25 protein-coding genes are annotated in these 25,025 nt (G+C 42.4%); 18 read left to right on the top strand and 7 right to left on the bottom strand.

Annotated elements, in window-relative coordinates; genetic code table 11:
* Window positions 1–74: 74 nt before the first annotated feature.
* From arsB to RE474_RS03750, 3 genes are all read left to right on the top strand, one after another.
* Complete coding sequence (gene arsB, locus RE474_RS03760; RefSeq protein ID WP_309311644.1) at window positions 75–1,253, top strand: ACR3 family arsenite efflux transporter; 1,179 nt, start codon at window positions 75–77, stop codon at window positions 1,251–1,253.
* A 220-nt stretch (window positions 1,254–1,473) separates the two neighbouring features.
* Window positions 1,474–1,932, top strand: a complete 459-nt coding sequence (locus RE474_RS03755) for a hypothetical protein (protein WP_309311643.1) — start codon at window positions 1,474–1,476, stop codon at window positions 1,930–1,932.
* A gap of 136 nt (window positions 1,933–2,068) precedes the next feature.
* Window positions 2,069–3,394, top strand: a complete 1,326-nt coding sequence (locus tag RE474_RS03750; protein ID WP_309311642.1) for an Lcl C-terminal domain-containing protein — start codon at window positions 2,069–2,071, stop codon at window positions 3,392–3,394.
* Between the two features lie 147 nt (window positions 3,395–3,541).
* On the opposite strand, the gene RE474_RS03745 is transcribed toward RE474_RS03750, so the two are convergent.
* Together RE474_RS03745 and RE474_RS03740 are read right to left on the bottom strand one after the other, a co-directional pair.
* A complete protein-coding gene (locus RE474_RS03745) occupies window positions 3,542–3,697 on the bottom strand; it encodes a hypothetical protein (RefSeq protein WP_309311641.1) in 156 nt (51 codons plus the stop codon).
* 12 nt (window positions 3,698–3,709) lie between these two features.
* A complete protein-coding gene (locus RE474_RS03740) occupies window positions 3,710–4,027 on the bottom strand; it encodes a hypothetical protein (protein ID WP_309311640.1) in 318 nt (105 codons plus the stop codon).
* Window positions 4,028–4,230: 203 nt separating this feature from the next.
* On the opposite strand from RE474_RS03740, the gene RE474_RS03735 reads away from it, so the two are divergent.
* The 6 genes from RE474_RS03735 (at window position 4,231) to RE474_RS03710 (ending at window position 10,813) form a co-directional block, all read left to right on the top strand.
* Window positions 4,231–4,698, top strand: a complete 468-nt coding sequence (locus RE474_RS03735) for a CBS domain-containing protein (RefSeq protein ID WP_309311639.1) — start codon at window positions 4,231–4,233, stop codon at window positions 4,696–4,698.
* Window positions 4,699–4,793: 95 nt separating this feature from the next.
* Window positions 4,794–5,978, top strand: a complete 1,185-nt coding sequence (gene argJ / locus RE474_RS03730; RefSeq protein WP_309311638.1) for a bifunctional ornithine acetyltransferase/N-acetylglutamate synthase — start codon at window positions 4,794–4,796, stop codon at window positions 5,976–5,978.
* A 40-nt stretch (window positions 5,979–6,018) separates the two neighbouring features.
* Window positions 6,019–6,960 carry an N-acetyl-gamma-glutamyl-phosphate reductase gene (gene argC, locus RE474_RS03725; protein ID WP_309311637.1) on the top strand — a complete coding sequence of 314 codons (942 nt, stop codon included), beginning with the start codon at window positions 6,019–6,021 and terminating at the stop codon, window positions 6,958–6,960.
* Window positions 6,961–7,080: 120 nt separating this feature from the next.
* On the top strand, window positions 7,081–8,568 hold the full coding sequence (pfkC, locus tag RE474_RS03720) for an ADP-specific phosphofructokinase (RefSeq protein ID WP_309311636.1): 1,488 nt from the start codon (window positions 7,081–7,083) through the stop codon (window positions 8,566–8,568).
* 3 nt (window positions 8,569–8,571) lie between these two features.
* Entirely contained in the window at window positions 8,572–9,975 is a 1,404-nt protein-coding gene (locus RE474_RS03715) for an ADP-dependent glucokinase/phosphofructokinase (protein WP_309311635.1), read from the top strand.
* On the top strand, window positions 9,959–10,813 hold the full coding sequence (locus tag RE474_RS03710) for a DNA-3-methyladenine glycosylase family protein (RefSeq protein ID WP_309311634.1): 855 nt from the start codon (window positions 9,959–9,961) through the stop codon (window positions 10,811–10,813). The genes RE474_RS03715 and RE474_RS03710 overlap by 17 nt, the downstream gene beginning before the upstream one ends.
* A 46-nt stretch (window positions 10,814–10,859) precedes the next feature.
* On the opposite strand, the gene cca is transcribed toward RE474_RS03710, so the two are convergent.
* The 4 genes from cca to RE474_RS03690 form a co-directional block, all read right to left on the bottom strand.
* Window positions 10,860–12,209, bottom strand: coding sequence for a CCA tRNA nucleotidyltransferase (gene cca / locus RE474_RS03705; RefSeq protein WP_309311633.1), 1,350 nt, complete (start codon window positions 12,207–12,209; stop codon window positions 10,860–10,862).
* A 103-nt stretch (window positions 12,210–12,312) separates the two neighbouring features.
* A complete protein-coding gene (gene proB / locus RE474_RS03700; protein WP_309311632.1) occupies window positions 12,313–13,437 on the bottom strand; it encodes a glutamate 5-kinase in 1,125 nt (374 codons plus the stop codon).
* A gap of 34 nt (window positions 13,438–13,471) precedes the next feature.
* On the bottom strand, window positions 13,472–14,827 hold the full coding sequence (locus RE474_RS03695; RefSeq protein WP_309311631.1) for a glutamate-5-semialdehyde dehydrogenase: 1,356 nt from the start codon (window positions 14,825–14,827) through the stop codon (window positions 13,472–13,474).
* Between the two features lie 195 nt (window positions 14,828–15,022).
* Window positions 15,023–16,084 carry a hypothetical protein gene (locus RE474_RS03690; protein ID WP_309311630.1) on the bottom strand — a complete coding sequence of 354 codons (1,062 nt, stop codon included), beginning with the start codon at window positions 16,082–16,084 and terminating at the stop codon, window positions 15,023–15,025.
* Between the two features lie 210 nt (window positions 16,085–16,294).
* Here RE474_RS03690 and iorA point away from each other — a divergent pair, with 210 nt between their 5' ends.
* The 6 genes from iorA to RE474_RS03660 all read left to right on the top strand — a co-directional run bounded on the left by iorA (window position 16,295) and on the right by RE474_RS03660 (window position 21,357).
* A complete protein-coding gene (iorA, locus tag RE474_RS03685) occupies window positions 16,295–18,124 on the top strand; it encodes an indolepyruvate ferredoxin oxidoreductase subunit alpha (protein WP_309311629.1) in 1,830 nt (609 codons plus the stop codon).
* Window positions 18,121–18,717, top strand: a complete 597-nt coding sequence (locus RE474_RS03680) for an indolepyruvate oxidoreductase subunit beta (protein WP_309311628.1) — start codon at window positions 18,121–18,123, stop codon at window positions 18,715–18,717. The genes iorA and RE474_RS03680 overlap by 4 nt, the downstream gene beginning before the upstream one ends.
* Before the next feature lie 214 nt (window positions 18,718–18,931).
* Window positions 18,932–19,540, top strand: coding sequence for a hypothetical protein (locus tag RE474_RS03675; protein ID WP_309311627.1), 609 nt, complete (start codon window positions 18,932–18,934; stop codon window positions 19,538–19,540).
* A gap of 72 nt (window positions 19,541–19,612) precedes the next feature.
* Window positions 19,613–20,020: a hypothetical protein gene (locus RE474_RS03670; protein ID WP_309311626.1), complete on the top strand. Its 408-nt coding sequence runs from the start codon at window positions 19,613–19,615 to the stop codon at window positions 20,018–20,020.
* Window positions 20,021–20,035: 15 nt separating this feature from the next.
* Window positions 20,036–21,106 carry a PASTA domain-containing protein gene (locus RE474_RS03665; protein WP_309311625.1) on the top strand — a complete coding sequence of 357 codons (1,071 nt, stop codon included), beginning with the start codon at window positions 20,036–20,038 and terminating at the stop codon, window positions 21,104–21,106.
* 5 nt (window positions 21,107–21,111) lie between these two features.
* Window positions 21,112–21,357: a hypothetical protein gene (locus RE474_RS03660; RefSeq protein WP_309311624.1), complete on the top strand. Its 246-nt coding sequence runs from the start codon at window positions 21,112–21,114 to the stop codon at window positions 21,355–21,357.
* A 99-nt stretch (window positions 21,358–21,456) separates the two neighbouring features.
* On the opposite strand, the gene galU is transcribed toward RE474_RS03660, so the two are convergent.
* Complete coding sequence (gene galU / locus RE474_RS03655; protein ID WP_309311623.1) at window positions 21,457–22,320, bottom strand: UTP--glucose-1-phosphate uridylyltransferase GalU; 864 nt, start codon at window positions 22,318–22,320, stop codon at window positions 21,457–21,459.
* A 678-nt stretch (window positions 22,321–22,998) separates the two neighbouring features.
* Between galU and rpl3p the strand changes: the two genes are divergently transcribed.
* Genes rpl3p through RE474_RS03640 form a run of 3 tightly spaced genes read left to right on the top strand, consistent with a single transcriptional unit; the run spans window position 22,999 to window position 25,024 of the window.
* Entirely contained in the window at window positions 22,999–24,012 is a 1,014-nt protein-coding gene (gene rpl3p / locus RE474_RS03650; RefSeq protein ID WP_309311622.1) for a 50S ribosomal protein L3, read from the top strand.
* Window positions 24,013–24,017: 5 nt separating this feature from the next.
* Window positions 24,018–24,779 carry a 50S ribosomal protein L4 gene (gene rpl4p, locus RE474_RS03645; protein WP_309311621.1) on the top strand — a complete coding sequence of 254 codons (762 nt, stop codon included), beginning with the start codon at window positions 24,018–24,020 and terminating at the stop codon, window positions 24,777–24,779.
* Window positions 24,776–25,024 (top strand): 50S ribosomal protein L23, encoded by a 249-nt coding sequence (locus RE474_RS03640; RefSeq protein WP_309311620.1) that lies wholly within the window; start codon window positions 24,776–24,778, stop codon window positions 25,022–25,024. The genes rpl4p and RE474_RS03640 overlap by 4 nt, the downstream gene beginning before the upstream one ends.
* The last annotated feature ends 1 nt before the right edge of the window (window position 25,025 follow it).

Below are 25,025 nucleotides of genomic sequence, written 5' to 3'. Positions count from 1 at the left end.
CTTATATATAAAAAAGAATCAAATATATTCAATAGTAGAAGATTGGGAATACAATTCCAGTGGGGATAAATTCTATGGCAAAAGCATGTATAACTAAGCAGCCGCAAGGTCTTGCTTTTTTTGAGAAGTATCTGACAGTTTGGGTGATTCTATGTATCATTGCAGGAATCATTCTTGGGAAGGTTGCACCAGGTGTGGCTCTGTATCTTGACAGTCTTTCAATTTATGTAGAGGGAGCACCGGTTGTTTCAATTCCGATTGCTATTTGCCTGTTCTTTATGATGTATCCTATTATGGTGAAGATCGATTTCGGGGAAGTTGTCAAGGCTGGCCAGAATCTGAAACCTGTCGGTCTTACTCTGTTCATTAACTGGGCTATAAAACCCTTCACAATGTATGCCATCTCTCTCTTCTTCCTTGGAACACTGTTCCTCGGCTTCATAGGTCCTGAAGCAACTGACCTTGTAAAGATGCCGTTCGGACTTGACATGCCTGTTGGTGCAAGTTATGGTGTAGGTACTGTTGTACTCCACGAAGGTGTGAAAATGCTTGAGGTTCCGTTATGGAGAAGTTACCTTGCCGGATGCATCCTTCTGGGAATTGCTCCGTGTACTGCAATGGTGCTTGTATGGGGATATCTGGCACGTGGAAATGACTGTCACACTCTTGTGATGGTTGCAATTAATTCACTGACAATGCTTTTCCTTTATGGTCCTCTGGGTGGTTTTCTGCTTGGTGTTGGAAGACTTCCGGTTCCATGGGAAGCGCTGGCATTGTCCATTGGGGTATATGTGGCACTCCCGCTGGCAGCAGGTTATCTCTCCCGGAAACTGATAATCAGGACAAAAGGTGAGGAATGGTTCAACACAAGTTTTGTTCATTTGCTGACACCGATTACGATAACAGCCCTTCTTATCACATTGATTCTGCTCTTCAGTTTCAAAGGTGAGACAATACTTGCACAGCCGCTTACAATATTGTGGATAGCTGTTCCGCTTTTCATACAGACTGTGTTTATTTTCACGCTTGGATATGTGCTTGCAAAGCTGCTGAAACTGAGCTATCAGGATGCTGCTCCTTCCGCAATGATAGGGGCATCCAATCATTTTGAGGTGGCCATTGCCACATCAACTATACTGTTCGGATTGTCATCCGGTGCAGCCCTTGCAACAGTTGTAGGAGTTCTGATTGAAGTACCCGTGATGCTGATGCTTGTCAGGATCTGCCTGAGGACAGAAGGATGGTTTAGCTGATCCTCTGTTTCTTTTTTATTCTCTACTTTTGTTTTATTGTGGTCATCTCTCTATTAAATGAAAGCAAATATCTTTGAACATTTACTATATATTTTGTTTTTTCTCAAAAAAGTATAACTGGAATGATAGCGTAATGGTACTTATGGGTGCTGGATAGTTCAGATACTCTCTGTGTCTATCAATGGGAGTATGAAAAGGATAAATTGAATGGAGGAAGTGGATGAAAAATATAATTGTGATTTCACTGTTATTTCTTACGTTGCTTATGCCCGTAGCCAGCGCAGATATTGTCAGTGACCTTGAGAATGATGTTGATGAATATAATGCGAATGTGGGCGCTGTCCCCTCTTACCTTGTGACTCTTCTTGGTGACGAAACTATTAAGTTAGTGATAGTCGATGATGACGAAGATAAGGTATACATAAAAGCCATTACAGAGGATGCAGTCATTACAACATTTGAAGAGGTTGATGGGGACGAGGATTTTGGTGCAACCATGGTTGTAGGTGCAAATGAGTTCACCGTCAGGTCAGTTCTCAGATCATCAGACCCATTGTCAGAGTTCATTGCAGCAAAAGACAACGGTGAGATCGTTGTGGAACCTGTAGGTGTCACAAGCACCGTAAAATATACCGTTGCCAGTGTGGTAATGGATGTTACATCGCTGTTCGGATTTTAAGTTTTTGAATCGATATTATTCAGAGGATGGTTCAGTTGACCATCTTGATTATTTTTTCGATTACTTGTTGTAGTTACAAGTTACATTTTTAAAGCATACATTTCATCATTTTATGATAGTAGCAGGAGAAACTGTCATGTTGATAAGGAAAAAAGTTATTTTATCTATATGCATCATCCTTATAGTGATACTTGTTGCAGGATGTGCCGGACCCCGGGATCGGCAGGCACCGACTGAGGATGTAGATGGGACATCAGAAATAAGTGCTGAAGATACTGCTAATGATGTGTCAGAGGCAGAAGTTACTGAACCAGGACAATATGTAGTGACTGACACGATGCAGTATCTGTACTATGGCAATCAGAGGGTCATTCATCCGCCTTCAGAGGGGGATGCATTCTATGGTCAGGATGCCCAGTATAATGGTATAGAGCCTCATTTTGTTGATAATGGTGATGGTACTATAACTGATGAAAGCACCGGCCTGATGTGGCAGAAGGAAATGACCAGATCGGATTTCGATGATGCTGAAAATAAGGCTGAAGCAGCAACTACAGGTGGATACGACGACTGGAGGGTTCCTACTATCAAGGAAATGTATTCCCTGATGGATTTCAGAGGTACTGACCCTGATCCTATGGCAGAGTCTGCTTCCGGTCTTACTCCTTTCGTTGACACTGAATACTTTGATTTCGAGTATCCGACTGTAGGAAGGATAATTGATGCCCAGTATATTACCAGTACTGAATACGTTTATAAGGTAATGACCGTCCAGGCTGCTTTCTTCGGACTCAACCTCGCAGACGGAAGAATAAAAGGCTATCCGCAGTCAGGTGGAGATCTGAAAGTGGAGGAAGGGCGATATTACCTGAGACTTGTAAGGGGAAATACTGCATACGGTACCAACTTTTTTGTTGATAACGGAGATGGGACCATCACCGATGAGGCCACAGGACTTACGTGGACACAATCCGACAGTGGCGATGACGAGTTCGCCGATATGCTTTCAGCTTATACGAACGACGACGGTTCACTGAACTGGGAAGAGGCTCTTGACTTTGCAGAGAACCTGGATTATGCAGGTTACGATGACTGGCGCCTGCCAAATGCAAAGGAGTTGCAGAGTATTGTAGACTACAGCCGCTCCCCGGATACAACTGATTCACCTGCTATCGACCCGATATTTGAATGCACACAGATAGTTAATGAAATGGGAAATGATGATTACGGTTTCTACTGGACAGGCACGACACATGCAAAAACTGGCAATAGCGGTTCAACTGCTGTATATGTCTCGTTCGGACGTGCATTGGGTTACATGAACGGAAAGTGGATGGATGTCCACGGTGCCGGTGCACAGAGGAGTGATCCGAAATCAGGTGATCCTGATGATTATGGAAATAATGCTCCGCAGGGTGATGCTATAAGAGTGTATAATTATGTGCGTCCTGTGAGAGGTTGATTAGGAGAATGGTTAGATTAACCATTCTTTGTTTTCTATTTTTTGAGTGGTTTCTAGAATCAGAACTTCCGATTAGTCAGCATAATAGGAAATTAATTTCCACATCTTCTACCGATTCAACAAAATCCAAGATTGCAGGAATGACAATCAATAAACTCCATAAGTACCCAGCCCAAAAAATGCAACACCAATAACCACAGCAACCCCATCGAATGCTATACGCATTCTATCCTTCTTTGAAAAATCATCTATTTTCCAAAATGATTCTATAAAATCACTCTTAATCATGATTTCCTTTTCCAAAGTGTTTCGGAATTAATCAGTAGAATATAGAATATCTGTGTATTCTGAATCTCCACCATATTGAAGTAAAACAATATCTGGATTATCGCAGTTTTCTTCAACAAATTTAATTAACTGCCATCTAGCATCTTGCATTTCGCTATCAATACCCCATCCATACTTAGAACCATCTGATAAAAAAGATATAGTTACTACACCATTTAGACCTAAAACTGGCGCAGTGATGTGTTTCTGTACATCAGCAGATAACTTGTAGACATATTCCATTACTTTTTCCAGTTCGTCTATATCAATTGTAATAATTAACGCATCGTGAAAAATATCTGCCATAAATACCACCTATGATTTTATTCTTTATTTCCTTTACTTGGCGTAATCTGAAAAGACGTATTTTCTACAATCACCACCAAAGCGCAACCATTATACCCCTGCAACCACTTTTTCACCTTATATTCAAAAAATCATAGACTATGTGGAATACTGCAACCATTAGGTGCAAATCCTGAAATATCATAGTAAAGTAAGGTATAATCATGGACGTAAAAGATGTAATGAACACTGACGTTGTAACCTGTTCCTCTGAAACACCTATCAGGGAGGCAGCACAACTCCTGAAGCAAAATAAGGTAAGTGGTCTTCCAGTGGTAGATGACGGTAAAGTAGTTGGAATAGTATCTGAAGGCGACATTCTCAAACTGCTTGAGGTTCCGGAACACGGTGGTCTCTGGCTGCCAAGTCCATTTGAGGTAATCGAAGTACCTATCCGAGAGTTGCTAAACTGGGAAGAGACAAAAGACATGCTTGAAGACTTCGGTTCAAAACCTATCAAGGAAATTATGACCAAAAGTGTTTATGCAATAGGTCCTGATGCTTCCATTGAGGACGCTTCAACTGTCCTTAGCAAACACAAGATAAACCGCCTTCCTGTAGTGACTGAGGACGGCACGCTTGTGGGCATAGTAACACGTGGTGACATCATCGGCGGTCTTGGGCAATTGTAAGTTTAAGTTTAAATCTTAAAATCCAACACCCAATATCAAAATCTAATAATTACAAGTTATATTCAAATCGAATACAAGTTGATAGAAGGAATATCATGAAATTCATCGAAGGCGGTATCTGTGCTGTAAAAGGCGTGCGTGCCGGTGGAATCAAACCCGGTAAGATGGGACTGGCGATCATTCAGGCAGAAGGAAACGCTGCCGGAGCCTACACCAGGAATAAGGTCATAGCAGCTCCCCTGGTAATAACAAGGGAACATATCTCAAAGACCGGAAGACTCTCAGCTGTAATTGTGAACAGCGGCAATGCCAATGCTTTCACAGGTGCCCAGGGTCTTGCAGATGCAAGGATCATGGCATCTGCTCTCGCATCAAAACTCAATGTCAGCGAGGAACTCATAGGTGTGGCTTCCACAGGTGTCGTAGGTCGAAAACTTGACACCGGCTGGATTACTGCCCATGTAGATGAAGTCCTTGACTCACTGGGTGAAGATGCCGATGCAAGTATGAATGCAGCACGCTCTATCATGACAACCGACACTGTTCCAAAGGAAATTGCAATCGAGATGGACTGTGGCATCCGCATAGCTGGTATTGCCAAGGGTGCTGGAATGATCGAGCCGAACATGGGTACAATGCTTGCCTTCGTTTACACCGATGCAGAAGTTCACTCTGATGTATTACAGTCATGCCTGACAGTTGCCGTTGACAAGAGTTTCAATATGATAGTGGTAGATGGTGACACAAGCACTAACGATATGGTTCTTGTAACAGCCACGGGACAATCCGGCATCACCCCAGAGCTATCCGACATTCAGGCAGGTTTAGACTTTGTTCTCACTGAACTGGCAAAGATGATAGCCGTTGACGGAGAAGGTGCTACCAAACTTATTGAATCCAAGGTAACAGGTGCAGCAACAGAGGAGGATGCACGTCTTGTAACCAAGGCAATTGTCCGCTCTCCACTTGTAAAATCTGCAATATTCGGTCAGGACCCTAACTGGGGACGTGTGGTAGTTGCAGCAGGCTACTCCGGTGCAGATATTATACCTGAGAAGATCTCTCTTTCATTCTCAGCAGGAACCGAGGTTGTGGAGCTTGTAAAGAATGGTGAGGTCGTCAGAAATGATGAGGATACTCTCTCAAAATTGAAGTCCATCATGGCAGAGGATGAGATCTACATCATCACCGATCTTGGCATGGGTGACAAGAGTGCAACCGCATGGGGATGTGACCTGACCTACGATTATGTCCGGATAAATGCTGAGTACACGACCTGATTACAAATTAAATTTACATTCATTTGATTCGAGGAAGATAATGTACAAGATATATGTGGACGGTCAACACGGAACGACCGGCTTACTGGTAAACGAGCGTCTGGCAAAGCACCCGGAAGTAGAGATACTGGAGATCCCATATGAGGAGCGTCATAACAGGGAACTGAGAACTAAGCTGCTCAATGAAGCAGACCTGGTGTTCCTTTGCCTGCCGGATGAAGCGGTAGCAGATACGGTAAGTCTGGTCACAAATCCTGACACAAGGATAATTGATGCATCCACAGCCAACCGTACAAATGATTCATGGGCTTACGGACTACCTGAACTCTCTGCCAAACACAGGGAGGATGTAGCTGGTGCAAGCAGGGTTTCCAATCCAGGGTGTCATGCAAGTGCATCCGTAGTTGCACTTTATCCTCTTGTGGAAGAAGGTATCATTTCTAAGGAAACTGCTGTTCCGTTGTTCTCTATCACCGGATATACCGGTGGCGGAAAGCAGATGATACAGACATACGAGACCACAGAGCAGCGAGCTTACAAAGCCCCACGGCAGTATGCACTTGGTCTGACACATAAGCATGTGCCGGAGATCAAGGTACGTTCCGGTCTGAATGTAAATCCAATTCTCATGCCTGTTGTTTCCAATTACCCAAGGGGACTGGCTGTAACATTGCCTCTGTCAGTGAAGGATCTGGAAAAATCTGTAACAAAACAGGGCTTGTATGAGCTCTACCAGAAATACTATGGTGACTCAATATTCATCCGCGTTCACGAAGTTGATGAGGCTGATGACCTTGTGGACAATGCTTTCGATGTTCAGGGAAGCAACGACACCAATTATTCTGATATCTACATCTACGGCAACGATGAGCAGATTCAGGTAATATCACGTCTGGACAACCTTGGAAAAGGCGCATCAGGTGCTGCTATACAGAACATGAACATCATGCTTGGCATGGATGAAACAACCGGTCTCTTGTGAGACTGGTTAACAAATTCTTTAAAATCTATTTTTTAATTTATTCACTCTTTTTTCTCAAATATCGTCATCCATCGTTTATAAATACTCTATAAACATAATTAATATCAATTGGGTGAAATAATGGAGATTGAGGAATGGGAAAAACGCTACGTTGAAGCCGTTTCAAACGTAAAGGGCGAGCTTGCAAACGTACAGGGTGTGTTCGTAGCTTATAACAGCAACGTTGATGCCATGAAGCATGTACGCAAGGATGACATCAGAAAGCTCACAAGTATCATTGGTTATGATCAAGTGAGGGAAAGAATAACCGCTTATCCTCGTGAGATCAATGAACCGGCTGATTTTCTTGCAAGACTTATAATCGCTATGCGTGATGGGAAAGCCGCTGAGGTTCCGACTTATACATCTGACATTCACGAATGGCTCATGGATAACATGGTCTTTGACTCTGCACGCATGGGTGGACAGGCAGGAATAATTTCAAACTTACTTGCAAACCTTGGCGTGAAGAATGTAATAACTTATGTTCCCTGGCTGTCAAAAGAGCAGGCAGATTACTTTGTAGATTCTCCCAACCTGAAACATCCTGTAATAGAGAATGGTAAGCTGTATCTTAAACACCCAAAGGAAGCATACGACCCCAATCAGAAGCCAAAGATAAACTGGATACTTGAATTCTCCAAAGGCATACGTTTTAAATGCTCAGGCGAAGAGTTCGTGGTTCCAAGAGATAACCGTCTTATTATTTCCTCAAGGCCAAAGTGGCTGCGTATCGATATGAGTCCTGAAATGTACGAGCAGCTTTCTGATATCAGGGAAGACATAGATGGTGCCATACTTTCAGGTTACCAGATGATCAAGGAAGAATATGATGATGGTACAACGTACAAGGATTATGTGCAGCGTGCTGTCAGTGTCATTGAACGCCTGAAAGGCTGTAATCCTCAGATGCGTCTGCATGTGGAATTCACGTCCATACAGGACAAGGTCATCCGTAAGGCATTACTCACAGAAATTGTAAAAAAGCATGTAACTTCTCTTGGTCTTGATACCGTGGAAGTTGCAAATGCCCTTAATGTTCTTGGTTATGAGGAACTGGCGTATTCTGTTATCAATAAAGGTGAGAACAGCATAGTTTCACTTTACGAAGGCGCTGCAATGTTACTCAAGGAACTGGAACTTCAGAGAGTGCATATTCATTCGCTTGGATTCTACATCTGTGTAGTTTCAAAAGATCATCCTCTTGATGCAGATGCACATCGTCAGGCACTACTTTTCGCATCAGCGTTGGCAGCTACTCAGGCTGCAACCGGTAACATAACAGGTATCGATGACATCGATATTGGTCTTGGCGTGCCGGTATATGATCAGGGCTACATGGATTTGATAGAACTTGAAAGGCATCTGGTCAGGAACAATATATGTTCAGCCGAAGATTTCGAAGACGGCTGCATAAGTGCATTGGACCACGATCTTATAATCGTTCCTTCCAAAGTTGTAAAGGACCCTGTTGCAACAGTTGGAATTGGCGATGCCATCTCAGCAGGTGCGTTCATCGCTTTACTGGCAAAAATGCCAAAAATGAACGTATGCAGAATAACGGAGTAATCAATGAATATTCTCTGTGCCTATAATGCCAATATAGATTCAATTTACCATATAGATGGCAGTGAATTGTCCTGTATGATAGGAAAATTGGAATCAGAGGATTCTGCATTTTCAGATAGTCTCCAAAAAAAGCTCATCTCACTTCCGGGTTCTATTTCTTCAAAATCTGATTTTCTTGCAGGTCTTATCACCTGTATGCATGCAGGTTCAGGTGCAGAGTGGATGATAAGTGATTCCAGTGTTTTTGAGTGGATAAAGAAAACATTCATTGATGGATCATTTATGAGAATGGGCGGCAATATGGGAATAATGTCCAACGTCCTTTCAGAACTTGGAGCTTCCAGGGTTGTGCCCAACGTAGCAAGTTTATCAAAGTTACAGCTTTCTTTCTTTTCCACTAATGCTATTTACCATCCATTTGAAGGAAAGCTCTACAAAAGCTCAGAATTGGTAAACCTGCTCCCGGAAAATAACAATAATCCAGAGCTAATTCACTTTGTTTTTGATTTCAGAAAAGGTGATGTTGTATCTTTTTCAGGACAGGATTTTACAGTTCCAAGGGAAAACAGGTTCATAGCAACCTATGACCCATTGAATTTTGAGCTTCATATGGACGAGGAATTCAGGAATTATTCACTGAAACATGTATCAGAGATGGATGGAGCTATAATTTCCGGCTATCATATGCTTCATGAAAACAAAAAGTCTTCTTCTCAGGATGATTCTGGAAATAGTTCTTCAAGCTGCAAGGAGAAACTTGATAACTCCTTGAAGCAACTTCAAAGCTGGAAAAATATCCGTAAAGACTTGCACATCCATGTTGAATTCGGTCATTTCTCCTCAAACGATATTGCATTATATGCTTTCTCTAAGCTCTCACCAATTGTTGACAGAATAGGAATGAATGAGGATGAACTTGCCATGCTTGCAGGTTTAAGTGGAATTAACCCCGGACCTATCCTTGAAATGAATTCCGTGGCAATTGCAGACGCTGCTATTTCACTATGCAGCGATTCAGGGCTTTGCAGGATGCTTATCCATACAAGGGAATTTGTTGTTTCAGTTTCATGCATGAAAAATGATGATCCGGAAATCATAATCGAAGCAATGAACTTTGGAGCCGGATGCGCTGCAGCTTTTGCATGCTCGGGTAAACTTGCTGACAGGAATAAGTTGCTTGAAATTGCATCTGATATTCCGGAAAGTGAATTTGGCAAGAAAGAATGTTCCAGACTGGCACAACACATTGAGGACAAATGGAAGTGCAGTACTGTATGTGGTAGTCATGATTCGTATCAGGTGACCATTGTACCGACACGTATCTGTGATGAACCTGTCTCAACCGTCGGACTTGGGGACACTATATCAGCCGCCATTTTTTTAAGGGAGCTTGAACTCAATTCCTGATATGTACACTCTTTTCTCAGAGAATTTCAATCTGGATTATACTCTTGATTGCGGACAGGTATTCCGCTGGGACCTTATTGATGGCTGGTGGACCGGGGTGGTGAATGGCCATGTTGCGAGGTTGCAGCAGGATAAGGGCAGTGGGGAGGTTCTTGTAGACTGCTCTCTGCCGAAATGTTTCTTTGAGAATTACTTCCGTTTTGATGATGATCTTGATTCCATTCTTCAGGAAGTGAATAAAGATAAATTCATGAATGAAGCCATAAACAAGTACATGGGCCTTCGTCTTATCAGGCAGGATCCCTGGGAGTGTCTGATATCCTACATGCTTGCAACAGCATGGAGCATCCCTAATATCAAGCGTGCGATTTCCATGATGTGCAGGAACTATGGTGATGAAATAGAAGATGGTTACTACAGTTTTCCAGAACCACATGCACTTGTTCATGCATGTGACGATGACCTCAGGGCTTGCAAACTTGGTTTCAGGGGTGGCCGTGTGATAAAAGCTGCCAGACACGTTGAGGATGGTAATCTTGTTCTTGATGATATTTTCCAGGTGGACTACGAGGAAGCTAAGCAGAGACTGATGTTCCTTGAGGGCATCGGTGAAAAGGTTGCGGATTGTATTCTCCTCTTTGCATTTGAAAAGATGGAAGCATTTCCGGTAGACACTCATGTTGAAAAGGTTGTAAAAACAGTTTACGGTCACCATGAATATTTTAATGGAAATGCAACCAAAAGCAAGATTGGCAACTGGGGACGAATGTATTTTGGACGCTACTGCGGCTATGCTCAACAGTATTTCTTCTATCAGAAAAGACTTGAAGGAATCTGATTTAAAATCCCCTGGAATTTGCTAATACAAAGTGTCGGATGTAGGCCTATTTACCCTGCTCCCATTTTCTCATAAAAACCCTGAAGTCAGGATCTTTTATCTCAAGGATAACATTATTTTCAAGAACTGTGAAGCTTTCCAATACGGCTTTTCCAAGGTGTTTTCCAAGAGAACAGGTTTGCAATCTTTCCTGAAGCAGTTCTTTTGCAGTTGTAAACTTACGTTTTATATCAGCCACATAGACCCCGTCTTCAATATACATGGAAAACAGTTCATTAGAGTTACTATATTTTGTCTTGAAACCTTTTGCATGGTCAGTTACCCATACAGGAGGTCCTCTATGCTTTTTCACAGAAGGAAGTTTGGATGATATCAACTCGACAACAACTATGGACTGTTCATTCGCCCAGTATCCTGAGTTGAGGACCTGAAACTCGTAATCTTCCAGAAGTGCACGGACTGAGTTTTCCATCTTATCAAGTTGTGGATATAGTATATCATCCACAAGTTCAGGAGTTTCAAAAACAACTGCTACAAATGAGCTTCCTCTGGAATGCAACATGTCTTTTATCTCATCATCTGACATGGGTTCTTTTGCTTTCGGGAAAAAGAATTCTTCAGAAGGATTATCAGAATATGCCCTGCATGCATCGATAAACTGAGCAAAACGGTTCAGGGAAAGTGCTGCTGCTACATTTCTTTTTGGATCAGTGGGATCAATGACAACCAGAGGGTCTTCGTGCCTGAGAGTACCGTGTTCCAGCATGTCTATTACAAGTCCTGGTTTCCATGTGCAGGCATTGCGTATCAGGTTGCGGAACGAGCCATAGTGGACTATGAGAAGCTCAGTAAGGTAACCTGAAAAACCCTGTGTCCGAAGTTCAGAACCGTAGGTGCCGGTGCCTTTCATAAACTGTTTCATCATGAGTACATCGTCCTCTCTTCCGGGGATGCTCATTTTGATAAATTCGTTGTGAAATGGTGTCCTGTCAACTGCAGATTTAATCTCGGATGCGGACTCAACTGCAAAACAGGGTACGAGATCAACATCGAAGCCTTTGTAATGCATGTTCAGATATGGATGCTCTGCATATCTCTCTTCAACATTAGTACCATTCCTTGCAACTTCTCTTGCAATCAGGAGGCCGTTCTCTTCCAGTTCTTCACGGCTTACACTTTCAGGGAATGAGATAAAGACATCAAGGTCGTGTGTACCTGATATCCATGTATTCCTTGCTGCAGAACCCACTAGTTTTGGGATTATGCCATCTATTCCTTTTATTCTCGCAATGGTGCTGACTCTAGCAAGTAGTTCAGAAGCAACTTCCTGTAATTTCTCTTTTTCAGCAGGACTGGGTTTAATCCTTTCAAGCACTTGTTCTTCTAGTGTCATCATTGATCTTTCGTTTTAAACCTTTATAAGGAGAACCATTTATAAAAAAGTAATGAAGATATTATAAAAAAGTTAGCCTGGATATTTATGGCTGGCAGAAGCCAGCTTAACAAATACCTATATTCTCTTTCTTGATAACATGATTATAATTCTTGTAACCAAGAATTTCAGCTATCATATCTGTATGCTGGCCTTTGACCTGTTCCAGTTCTTCAGATGAATAGTCAGTTATGCCTTTTGCAAATACTTTGCCTTCACAGATAATCTCAACAATCTCTCCTCTGTCAAATTCTCCATTAACCTTTGTAACTCCGGAAGGCAGGAGGCTCATGCTGTTGAGTATTGCTTCCCTTGCACCTGTATCAACTTCGATAGAACCGCATGATTTTGAAAGTAGTATCCAGCGTATCCTGTTTTTGTAGACTTCCTGATTGGCAAGGAATAGTGTTCCTATATCTTCCCCGGAAAGTACTTTTGTAACTACATTTTCAGTAGCACTGTTTGCAATGATCAGGTAGCAGCCTGACATATAGCAAATCTTGGCGGCCTCGATCTTTGTTCTCATGCCACCAACACCTTTCATACTTGTCGGACTGCCTCCAAAGCTTTCAATCTCAGGAGTTATCTCTTCTACAAGGGCCAGGAGTTTTGCATCATCGTTGCGCTTTGGGTTCTTGTCGTAAAGCCCGTCAATATCTGAAAGGATGATGAGAAGGTCCGCTTCCATTTTGCTGGCAACCATTGCAGAAAGCTTGTCATTGTCACCGAATGTTGCCTCGATCTCATGAACTGATGTGCTATCGTTCTCGTTGATGATTGGTATAACTCCATAGCTTAGCAGAGTGGATATGCTGTTCCTGAGGTTAAGATATGTAAGCCTGTTTGAAAATGAATCGTATGTCAGGAGTATCTGAGCTACTTTCAGATTGTGTTTTGCAAAAGAGCTGCACCACTCTTGCATGAGCACACTCTGCCCAACAGCGGCACATGCCTGCCTGACCGGTATTTCTTTGGGGCGGCTGTCAAAATCAAGAATATCAATGCCGATTCCGATAGCTCCCGAACTTACAAGGATGACCTTTTTTCCCATTTCATGGAGTTCGGCAACCTGGGCAGCCATGTTCTCCATGAACTGCCGGTTAAGCTTTCCGTCTTCGGTATTGATGGATGATGTTCCTATCTTTACAACGATCCTGTTCACATCTTTGAAGAGCTCTTTCCTGTCGTACAAAAGTGATGCCCCTGCGTGTTTATGTTACCTGCTTTTATTTTCTGGAAACTGCATCACCGACTTTCTTATTGAGCGTGCGGTGTGTGTATTTCTTTGCTTCAGGACCGACGTAGTCAGCAACTTTGTCTCCATTGCCTACGAGTATGTACTTGTAGATGAGAAGTCCTTCCATTCCCACTGGACCACGTGCATGGATCTTGTTTGTGCTGATTCCGACTTCTGCTCCTTTTCCATAACGGAAACCGTCTGCAAACCTTGTTGATGCGTTAAGCATTACACTGGATGAGTCCACAAGTTCTGTGAATTTCTTCTTCTTGAGGTCATTCTCTGTAATGATGCCATCAGTGTGGTGTGAACCATAGTGGTTGATGTGCTCGATGGCTTCATCCATTGATTCTACTATCTTGATAGAGAGTGTGAGGTCGTTGTATTCGGTTCTCCAGTCGTCTTCAATGGCTCTGGCAATACTTTTAAGGAAGTCGATCTGTCCGAGTATCTCAAAGGATGCTTCGTCACAGCGCATCTGTACGCCTGCTTCGTCATACATTCTTGCCATCTTTGGCAGGAACTTGTCAGCAATTTCTGCATTTACAAGGAGTGTTTCCATTGCGTTACAGACAGCAGGGTATTGTACTTTTGAGTCAAAACAGACTTCGTATGCCTTTGAAAGGTCTGCTTCATTGTCAACATAAACATGGCAGATTCCGTCTGCGTGTCCGAGGACTGGAATCTTGGTGTTGTCCTGCATGTATTTGACAAATGCATTTGAACCTCTTGGGATGAGCAGGTCGATGTATGCATCCATGCTGAGGATATCGTTGACCTCTTCCCTTGTTTCCATGAGCTGGAATGCACCGGTTGGCATTCCTTTTGTGGATTCTGCAGCTTCATTTAATAAGTCGAAAATGACACGGTTGGAATTGAGTGCCTCGCTTCCACCCTTAAATATGGTGGCATTGCCGCTTTTAAGACATAAGGACATGACCTGTGGCACTACATCCGGACGTGCTTCAAATATTACTCCGATAAGTCCGATTGGGCAGCTTACCTGATAGAGTTCGAGTCCCTGATCAAGTTCAAGGGCGTGCAGGGTCTTGCCAACAGGATCTTCGAGCTGGATGACGTCACGGATTCCGTCTATCATTCCGCTGATCTTGCTGTCGTTGACCTTGAGCCTGTCTACAAGAGCCTGGGAAAGTTCACCTTTCCTTTTGAGCTTCTCTGCAGCTTCAATGTCTTTCTGGTTTGCTGCGAGTATCTTATCGCGATTATCGTCAAGTGCCTGTGCCATTGCTTCAAGGGCTGCATTCTTTGTGTCTGTATTGACACTTGCAAGAATGATGGACGCCTTCTTTGCCTCAATGACCTTTTCTTCAATTTCAAGAACCATGAATAAACCACCCTGGGTTTTTTAAAACAGTGATGTCAGATTATATACTATAGAGGTATTGCACATAGTTCTTTGGTTTTATATTTGTCGATTATGATGGAGTTGATTGAAATTCTAAGTCAAGCATCCTTTACTTAGAACTCATTCTCCTATTCTAAGTAAAGCAAACTTAAATTAGAGCAAAAGCCACAAACATTACACAATCCTCTCCGCCACCGCCATCACAATCTCAATAGCAATGAGTACAATAATTATCCATTCAAGGTAATTGGAGTGCTCAATCCTTACCTCGTCAGAGAGCATTGAATAATTGTCCTGTATCATGTCTATTTTACGATTCACACTCTCGGTCCACTGCTCGCTTCTTAGTGTTTTCAGGACGGTTGCATATACCCTTGCATAGTAAACATCCTCAGTAACTTTGATAAGGTTGTTGACCTTCTCGGTGACTTCAGAAAGGGCTGCGGTGTCCTGCATGAGCTTTGTCATAATTGCCCTGTACAATTTTCTTCTCTTGAAGAACGGGAGTTTGTCTGCAAGGGCAATATCCTCATACATCTTTTCCATGCTCCTGCTCAGTTCCCTATCATAGTAACGCAGCTCAAAAACCTGTACATTTGCAAATTCAATAAGGTCAAAAAGGTCTGTAGGAGTATCGGGATCGCAAATCAGGGCAGAGTCCCATGAAAATATGGCACGGTCATTTTTAGTATAGCTATGTGTAGCTTTGAGGATCTCATCGATCATCTGGGGTGAAAACTCACTTCTTTCGCCTGCAAGCAGTGGCATTGGATCAATGGAATCATCAATCCAGTCCATATGATAAATAGTATATTCCTCAAAGAAACCAGGAGTCATCTCAAATCCCCGGATGTGAGGTTTGAGTATGTCTGCAAGGGTATTGAGATGTGAAAGGAACAGATCCTCAAGTCCCTCCTGCTCAGAGAATAACAGTGCCGTGTTCTCAAGGAATTCAAAGTCCGCATCTTCCTTCTCATATGCAAAACACAGGCTTATGGCACCAATCTTGAAAATACGTGCAAACACCGAAAAATCGAATATTCTTCCATCCTTCTCCACACTGCACTGACCAAGTCTGATTAGCAGTGGGGGAATTTCCATAATAATAGATGTGGGCCTGACACGCACAAAACTTGCTCTTGCTGTGGTGAAGCTGCTGGCGAGTTCCTTTTCAAGCCAGTCAAGGTCGATATCCAGTCCGATGTCATAGATCCTGTAAAAACGAATCGTTATCATGGATTATTATCTCCTGCGGAGAACTATACTTGATATTGCACAGTGTAAGCTTATAAAGCTTTACAGGACGCTGCAAATTGCTTCTTTATTTCTGTTTTGTTCTCTGTTCAGTTATTGTTAAATCATCATGCAGTGACATATGTTAACATGCAACATTCGTTAGGATATCTTTATCAATAATCATTTTGTATGACTTGGCAGGAGATTAACATGAGCACACGCGAGTACATGCTGGGAAACGTTGCAATTGCACGCGGTATCGTGGAAGGAGGAGGACAGGTCATATCCGGTTATCCCGGAACGCCATCCTCTGAGATCATCGGTACACTGGCAGGAATGAAGGAAAGAGACTTTTACGTAGAGTGGTCAGTCAATGAGAAAGTTGCCTTTGAAGTAGCAGCCGGCGCTGCAATGACTGGCGTGCGTTCAGTAGTAACCATGAAACACGTCGGGCTGAACGTAGCAGCAGACCCTTTACTCACTCTTGCTTATACAGGTGTCAAAGGCAGCATGATAATAATCGTTGCAGACGACCCTTCATGCCATTCATCACAGAACGAGCAGGACACCCGCAGGTACTCACAATTCTCACTCATACCGTGTCTTGATCCTTCCACACCACAGGAAGCCAAGGACATGATTCCCTTTGCATTCGAATTCTCAAACAAGGTTCAGATGCCTGTAATTTTCAGGCCTACAACCCGTATCTCTCACGGAAAATCTGATATCGAGCTAGGGCCTGTGGAAGAAACCAGACCTTCAGCAGAGTTTGTAAAGGAACTCGAAAGATGGGTCATGGTCCCCAAAAATGCAAGGATACAGCATCCTCGACTTCTTGAATCTCAGAAAATAATGCAGGAAGAACTGGAGAACTCTCCATGGAATTCTCTTGAACTTACAGACGGTGCAAAGGTAGGAGTCATAGCATCAGGCATTGCTTCAGTCTACGCAAAGGAAGCCATCGTCAAACAGGGAACCAATGCATCATTCCTGAAGATTGGAACCTATCCTGTTCCTGAGAGCAAGATTCGTACTCTTCTGGAGAATACAGAGAAGATAATCATTTTCGAGGAAATGGAACCAATAGTTGAGGAGCAGGTAAGGATAATTGCACAGCAGACTGGCTCAACTGTAGATATAGTTGGCAAGATACCAGGGCCAGTTCCAAGAATCTATGAACTGAATACTGATATCTGTGCAGATGTTCTTGCAGAAGTCCTTGAGCTTGAAAGGCCGGATGTCCCTGCAGAAGTCGCAGAAGACTTCGATTACGACAGGTGCAGAATTGATCTGCCAATGCGACCTCCTGTCATGTGTCCGGGATGTTCTCACAGGGCAAGTTTCCATGTAATGAAAAAAGTCTACGGCAAAGATGCAATCTTTCCAAGTGACATCGGCTGCTACACACTGGGAATCCAGAGTGGTACAGTTGATACAACACTCTGTATGGGTGGGAGCATAACCGTAGCAAGCGGAATGTATCAGGCAGGAGAGAAGAAACCGATCTGCTGCTCAATCGGAGATTCCACATTCTTCCACACAGGAATGAATGGTCTTCTCAATGCTATCTACAATAAAGCAGATATTACAGTAACTATAGTAGACAACCGTATAACTGCAATGACCGGTCATCAGCCAAATCCTGGAATGGGTAAGCTTGCAACAGGCGAGTCAACCATTGAAGTTTCTCTTGAGGAATTATGTAAGAGTATGGGTGCTGGTTTTGTTGAAACAGTTGATCCATATGACCTTGAAAAGACAGAAGAGGTCTTCAAAAGGGCAAAAGAACACAAAGGTACATCAGTTGTCATCACAAGGCAGTATTGTGTCATTGATGCAAAACGCTCCGGTATTCGCAGGAAACCATTTGTCATCGATGCTGAGAAGTGTGTCGGATGCAGGTTGTGTGTGAACCTCGGCTGTCCGGCGATTGAATTTAACACAACGACCAAGAAAGCATCTATCAATGCAATGTGTACGGGATGTGGAGTATGTGCAGCTTTATGTAAGTTTGATGCTATCACGGAGGTGAAGAAATGAGTGCCGAAGGAATATCAAAATTCGATCTTGTAATTGCTGGTGTGGGTGGACAAGGTACCATCCTTGCATCCGATATAATTGGCAAGGCTGCTGTGAAGGAAAATATGTCAGTACGTGCAGCAGAAACACACGGAATGGCACAGCGTGGTGGGTCAGTTGTCAATCATGTCAGGCTTGGCTGTGAACTTGGTTCCATGATCCCTATGAAAGGTGCTGACGTTTTGCTTTCACTTGAACCAAGCGAAGCGTTAAGGTATCTGGAATTCCTTTCTGATGATGGTACTATAATAGTAAACACAGATCCTATACTTCCGGTAACTGTCACCTCAGGGCAGTGTAGCTATCCTGATGTTGATGCAATTATTGCGAAGCTGGAAGAAACCCACGAAGTAAAAGCCTTCAATGCAACTGAGCTTGCCAGAGAGGCAGGTCATCCTCAGTCCATGAACGTTGTAATGGTGGGTGCGGTTTCAAACTACCTGCCAGTATCCGTTGAAACTCTGGTGGAATGCGTAAAGGAACTTGTTCCTCAGAAGACTATTGATATCAACGTAAAGGCTTTTGAGATGGGTAGGTCTGTAATACAGGGATGATTTGTTCTCCATTCCCTCTATTTTCCATCAATAATGTTGTTATAATTGTGCATCTTGTGCAAAAATTTACTTTTTCTTTGTTTTGTCATATGCTACTTTGGTTGTGTACAAGTTCAATTCACAGTAATTTTATATTTTCACAGTTACTTTTACAAAAGTCTTTTAAATTATAATGTGCCATATTATATTATACCTAAAAATTTGGAGGGTTAATATGGCATCAGTTGGACAAAAATTGTTAGATGTCCCATTTGGGGATATGATAAAAGAGATGGCCTTTGCCATTGCAGAAGGGCAGACTGCACTTGATATGAACTCTATCAATGTTGCACAGGCTCTTGCAGAGACAGAATTAGAAGCTGGGAGTGTAATTCTCTATATAGAGGAAACAGTGGATGCGGATAATAACGTTACTGCAACCAATGTGGTCACAAACGATCAACCAATGTCACTGTTGACATATGGTCTGGAGCCACGTTTCTATGAATTCACCGAATCCATCATTGAGGTAAAGATGACAATCTCAATGAAAAGGGAGTATTCTACAGAAAAGAAATATGGCAGAGAATTCAAGTTCACCAATGAATCGAAGATAAAAGGTAGCTACCAGTCTGGTGGCCTTGCGGGTCTCCTTTTCGGTAAGGCTAAGGTAAGTGCTGAGAATACCACCAATGTTGCATATACATCAACTTATGATGCAACATACAAGTCCAAGTATACTTTCAATGAATCAGGCACCAGTCTTCTGAGGACCACTCTCAAGCCAGTACCACCTCCTGAAAGAGCTGTTCCTACGGTCCGTGTGAAAGAGGCTACTGAGTAATGAGGGCAGTATCAATGCAGTTACAATCTGCATTGGTCATTTATTTTTACGATGATCGAAGGAGGTAGTATATTGCCATCCGGTAGTAACGTGAATATCGAAGAGGTCCTTATAAGCCCGCTTTCAACAATCCTTGGTGAAATGGGTAAGTCAATTGCCCAGACTCAGAGATCACTTGACCGCAATTCAATTGATACTCAGATAGAGCTTTCAAGTGATGAAGTACTCAAGGAGTATAATCTGGAGGCTACATGGTATCATATTCCGGAAGTGGATATTGAACTCAAAATGACCCTTTCAATGTCATATGAGGAAGAAAAAGATTCCAAAGGCCGTGTTCGTGGATACAAACGGATTCTGAATGCAGCACCATTAAATGCATCTTATAAATCGCTCAATTCATATGATGTAGAAGGTTCAAGTGTTCTGAAGGCTAAGATCGTATCAGTACCACCATCTTACCGTGTAACGGAAGAATGAGGGCAGGAGGGTGGAATGGTTGATATTACTGATCTTAGGAAGAATATTGAAAGCCTGAACAAAGCAACTACTGCTGCATCAAAAAGAAATAGCTATCTTCTTGCTGAAAGAAGTATTGCAGCTATTGAGTCTGATTTTGAGAATCTCAATAAAGATCTTATATCTAAAACAGCTGCACTTGAAAAGTTTCAGAAAGAAAATCTTGCTTTAAAGCAGGAATATAACATACTGGATAGTCGTGTAAAGGACATCATCAATGAGAAGCTGGAAATTGAGAAAAAACTGGAACAAATATCACGTACCAGGCCAGAACTTTCATCTGAAAACCTGGTTAAAGCATTCAGTGATTCTCTTCAGAGTATGGAATCCTCTCTTAAAAGCAGTTCTTCAAGAGTAAATTATAGTGTAAGTTCAATGAATATCAAACTCAAGACAAATATTGCTATGAGTGGCAACGATCTTCGTTTCCAGTTGCCTAAGGCTGATGACATCATTCCTGCAAGTAACTTGAGTGAGGTTGAATTCACTATCAGTTCATCATCAAAGGGTCCTGAATTTGCCAGTTATGAAGATGTACCTAATGTGGTGGGTCTGGAGCTTGATGCTGCCCTTGCTACTATCAAAGAAGCAGGTTTTGTTAAGGGAGAACTTATTGAAAAGGACAGTGAACTTGCACAGGGTACGGTACTTTCACAGATACCTTCCGCTAGTTCGGTTGCAAAGTCCGGTGATGCAGTAGATCTTGTAATTTCAAAGATTACATCTGTTGAGGTTCCTGATTTGACAGGTAATACTCTTGCAGTTGCCAGGAAATTATTGGAGGAGATTGGTCTGTTCATTGGTAATGTGACTGAGCAAGTGAATTCCTTGAAGGCAGGTACCGTTATAAGTCAGTCTGTTGAAGCTGGCAGTTATGCAGGTATTGGAGCTGCCATAGATCTTGTTGTTGCAAGTTCAAATATAGAGTTTGCTGCAGTTTCTGGAAAGACCGTTACAAGTCCGACTATTTCCAGGTCCACTGCTAAAGCAATATCCGGCACAGCAACAAGAATCAGCTCCACCAGGAAAATAATTTCCCGGAAGTAAATGCAATGCCGGTTGAAACGCATCTTGTAAGGGTTGCAGATAATGCAACTCCTTCCCAGATTGAAGGAATACTTAAAGCTCTTGTAAGTATTGGTGGCCGTGTTGATGTTGTTGCAAATAAAAGCATAATTGCAACATTTGATGGTGATTATTCTGATGTCATCAAACGCAAACCCGGTGTCCTTCTTGTTGGTGGTGTGAATTTCAGAGGAAGGACTGTAAGAAAAGTTGTTAAACGAAGTTCACAATGATTTTCAGATTATGAATTAACGTTCCTATATATTATACTGTGAGATTTTTGATTGCTGTTAGATTAACTTGGGTATCTGTTTGCAAGAACTTGAAACAGATCACAGGTTAATGTTTGAGATGTGCTCTTTTATTTGTTCTCTCATGTCTTCTTTATTAAGAGCAAAGTCAATTACCGCCTTTACGTATTCTACTTTGTCACCTGTGTCATATCTCTTACCCGTGAACTTGTAAGCATAGACTTTTTGTTTTTCATTCAAAAGACGAATTCCATCAGTTAGCTGAATCTCATTACCTACGCCAATATCTGTTTGTTTGATGCAGTCCAATATTTCAGGAGTGAATACGTACCTTCCGATTGCACCTATATTTGAAGGTGCTTCTTCTGGTGAAGGTTTTTCTACGATGTCTTCCAGGATATAGAGGGAATCATCCAATGGGTGGCCTTTAATAATTCCGTAACTACCGGTTTTTTCCATAGGGACCTCTTCCACTGCAATAGTTGATCTGCCATATTTAATGAAATTATCAATAAGCTGTTTTGTACATGGTTTTTTGTTCACTATTATATCATCACCAAGAAGAACTGCAAATGGTTCTTCGTTTATATGCTTCTTGGCGGTGAGGATTGCGTCTCCAAGTCCCTTAGGTTCTTTCTGGCGGATATAGTGTATATCTACCATAGAAGATATGTTCTGTACGATCTTCAGGAGTTTTTCATTGTTCTTCTGGCGAAGGTGGTTCTCAAGTTCAGGGGAATCATCAAAATAATCTTCAATAGAACGCTTGCTCCTGCCTGTGATGAATATAATATCATCAATACCAGATGCAATAGCTTCTTCGACGACGTAATGGATTACGGGAATGTCGATAATTGGCAACATTTCTTTTGGCATTGATTTTGTGGCTGGCAGGAATCTCGTTCCCATTCCTGCAACAGGTATCACAGCTTTTTTTACTTCCACCTTTTTAACTCCTGGTTTTATTTCAATTGTATTTGATGATTTGTAGTATATGTTGTTTATGTGATACATTTTATGTAATAATTTATACATGTAAATCATTCCGGATAATTTAATCAGGTAAAATGATTTGAATTATTCTTTTTCTGAATTTGTCACTCATTCTGTTTTGTGGTTCATACGCAGTGTTGATATACGATCAGAAGCATGTTTTCAATAAAAGGGCAGTATGCTCTCAATAAGCTATGTGCCGTTGTATTTTTATTCTATGTTCTTGCAAAGGTTTTATATATAATATATTCCTTTAATGGCGCTACGGTAGATTACGTAGGAATATGTAATTCTGCATGTATTAAGATTACAGTGCGAAAAGTCGGATTTAACATGAAGTATAAATTGGGCCTCTTCAAGAATGCCCGCTTACACACAAGGTGTTAAAATACTGGGATGTTTAAATCTTTTCGAGATGACCCTCAGTAGTTCCTTTGGGCTACGAAGGTCCGGTGATGACTGGAATATTGTACAGGTCAGGCGTTGAATGCGTATCGTTGAATACGTGGAGTCCGCCTTATCTAGTCTTCTTCCTGTTTCTCTGGTTCCTGCCTGACTTTCTCGCGTAAATAGGTCTATGCAAAATTGCATGGATCTGAAGAAGAAAATGTGTAAATTAGGAGAATAATAATGGCAAAAGGACATAGACCAAAACGAGGTTCACTCGCTTTCAGTCCACGCGTTAGAGCAAAAAGCCACGTACCAAGGTTTAACTCATGGCCAGAGGCAGCTGGAGAATCAAAGCTCCAGGACTTTGCAGGCTATAAAGTTGGTATGACTCATGTGGTAATGATTGATGACACAAAGAACAGTCTCACAGAAGGTATGGAGATCTCAGTTCCTGTAACTGTTGTAGAAACTCCTGCTGTTCGTGTCGCTGCAATTCGCGCTTACGGAAGTTCCACTTATGGTGAGAGAGCACTTTCTGAAGCATGGGCAGCTGATCTTGATGAGAGTCTTGGAAAGACAATCTTACTTCCTAAAGAGTCAAACACTGAAGAGGCTCTTGGTAAGCTCGAAAGTTTGGTTGATGAAGGTAAGGTTACTGACATTAAGGTCATCACATACACTTTACCAAAGAAGCTGACTGGTGTTCCAAAGAAGAATGCAGATATCATGGAAACGGCAGTAAGCGGTTCTGATGTAAAGGCAAAGCTCGAGTATGCAAAATCCGTACTTGGTGCAGAAATCAAAATTACTGATGTATTCAACGAAGGTACATTTGTTGACGTAGCAGCTATTACAACCGGTAAAGGTACTCAGGGTCCTGTTAAGAGATGGGGTATCAACCTGATGAAGAACAAGCACTCACGTCAGGGAAGTCTCAGGCAGATAGGTACACTCGGTCCTTTCCGCCCTGCTATTGTAAGATGGATGGTACCTGCGATGGGTCAGATGGGTTATCACCAGAGGACCGAATACAACAAGCGTATTCTTAAGGTAGGCGAAAATGGAGAAGAGATTACTCCGGCTGGAGGTTTCCTTAACTACGGTCTTGTTCGTGGCGAATACATCCTCATCAAGGGTAGCATTCCAGGTCCTTCAAAGAGACTTGTAAGACTTAGAGATCCTATGAGGTCAAAGGTGCCTGCTATGGGTGAACCGGATATTGTTCACGTAAGCACACAGTCCAAGCAGGGGTGAACTGAATGGTTACAGCAAATATTATAGATTTATCAGGAAACACAAAAGGTGAAGTAGAACTTCCTGTTGTGTTCGATGAAGTATACAGACCAGACCTTATTAAAAGAGCAGTTCTTGCAGCTCAGGGTAACAGGTACCAGCCATATGGTCCTAGGATGTATTCCGGTATGGATACCTCTGCACGCTCATGGGGTTCAGGAAGAGGTGTAGCACAGCTTCCAAGGATTGCAAATGGCAGTCGTGCAGCAAGAATTCCTCAGGCAGTAGGCGGTAGAAGGGCACACCCACCAAAGCCAGAAGCTGACAGAACTGAAAAGGTCAACAAAAAGGAAAGACGTATGGCCATCCGCTCTGCAATTGCTGCAACATCAGATGCAGAACTTGTAAAGGCACGTGGTCACAGGTTCGAAGCTCAGCTCCCTCTTGTAGCTGCAGATGAACTTGAGAATGTTGAAAAGACCAAGGATGTAGTAAGCTTCCTCCAGAATGCAGGTCTTTACGATGATGTACTCCGTGCAAAGGACGGAAGGAACATTCGTGCAGGAAAGGGTAAGCTCAGAGGAAGGAGATTCAAGAACAAGAAGAGTCTTCTTATCGTTGCAACATGCGACAGTCCAATCATGAAGTCTGCAAAGAACCTTGCAGGTGTGGATGTAGTTTCAGTCGATTCATTGAACGCTGAAGTTCTTGCACCGGGTACACACGCAGGCAGGCTGACCGTCTGGACCGAATCTGCAATATCCTCACTTGGAGGGATGTTCGAATGAGCGTCATCAAATATCCGTTTATTACTGAAAAAGCAATGATGTTGCTGGAAGACAACAAACTCCAGTTTATTGTTGATTCCCGCGCAAACAAGAAGCAGATCAAGGCCGATGTAATGAAGATGTACGGATTCCCTGTAACATCTGTCTGCACAATGAGCACAATGAAGGGTCTTAAGAAAGCTGTCGTTACTTTCGAAGGAGTCGATGCTGCTCATGAGATCGCAACCAGGATTGGCCTGATGTGAG

It is taken from the genome of Methanolobus sediminis (assembly GCF_031312595.1).
In the GTDB taxonomy this organism is placed as follows: domain Archaea; phylum Halobacteriota; class Methanosarcinia; order Methanosarcinales; family Methanosarcinaceae; genus Methanolobus; species Methanolobus sediminis.
Note: the sequence above shows the minus strand (reverse complement) of the source record. Positions and strands in the feature narration are given on the sequence as shown.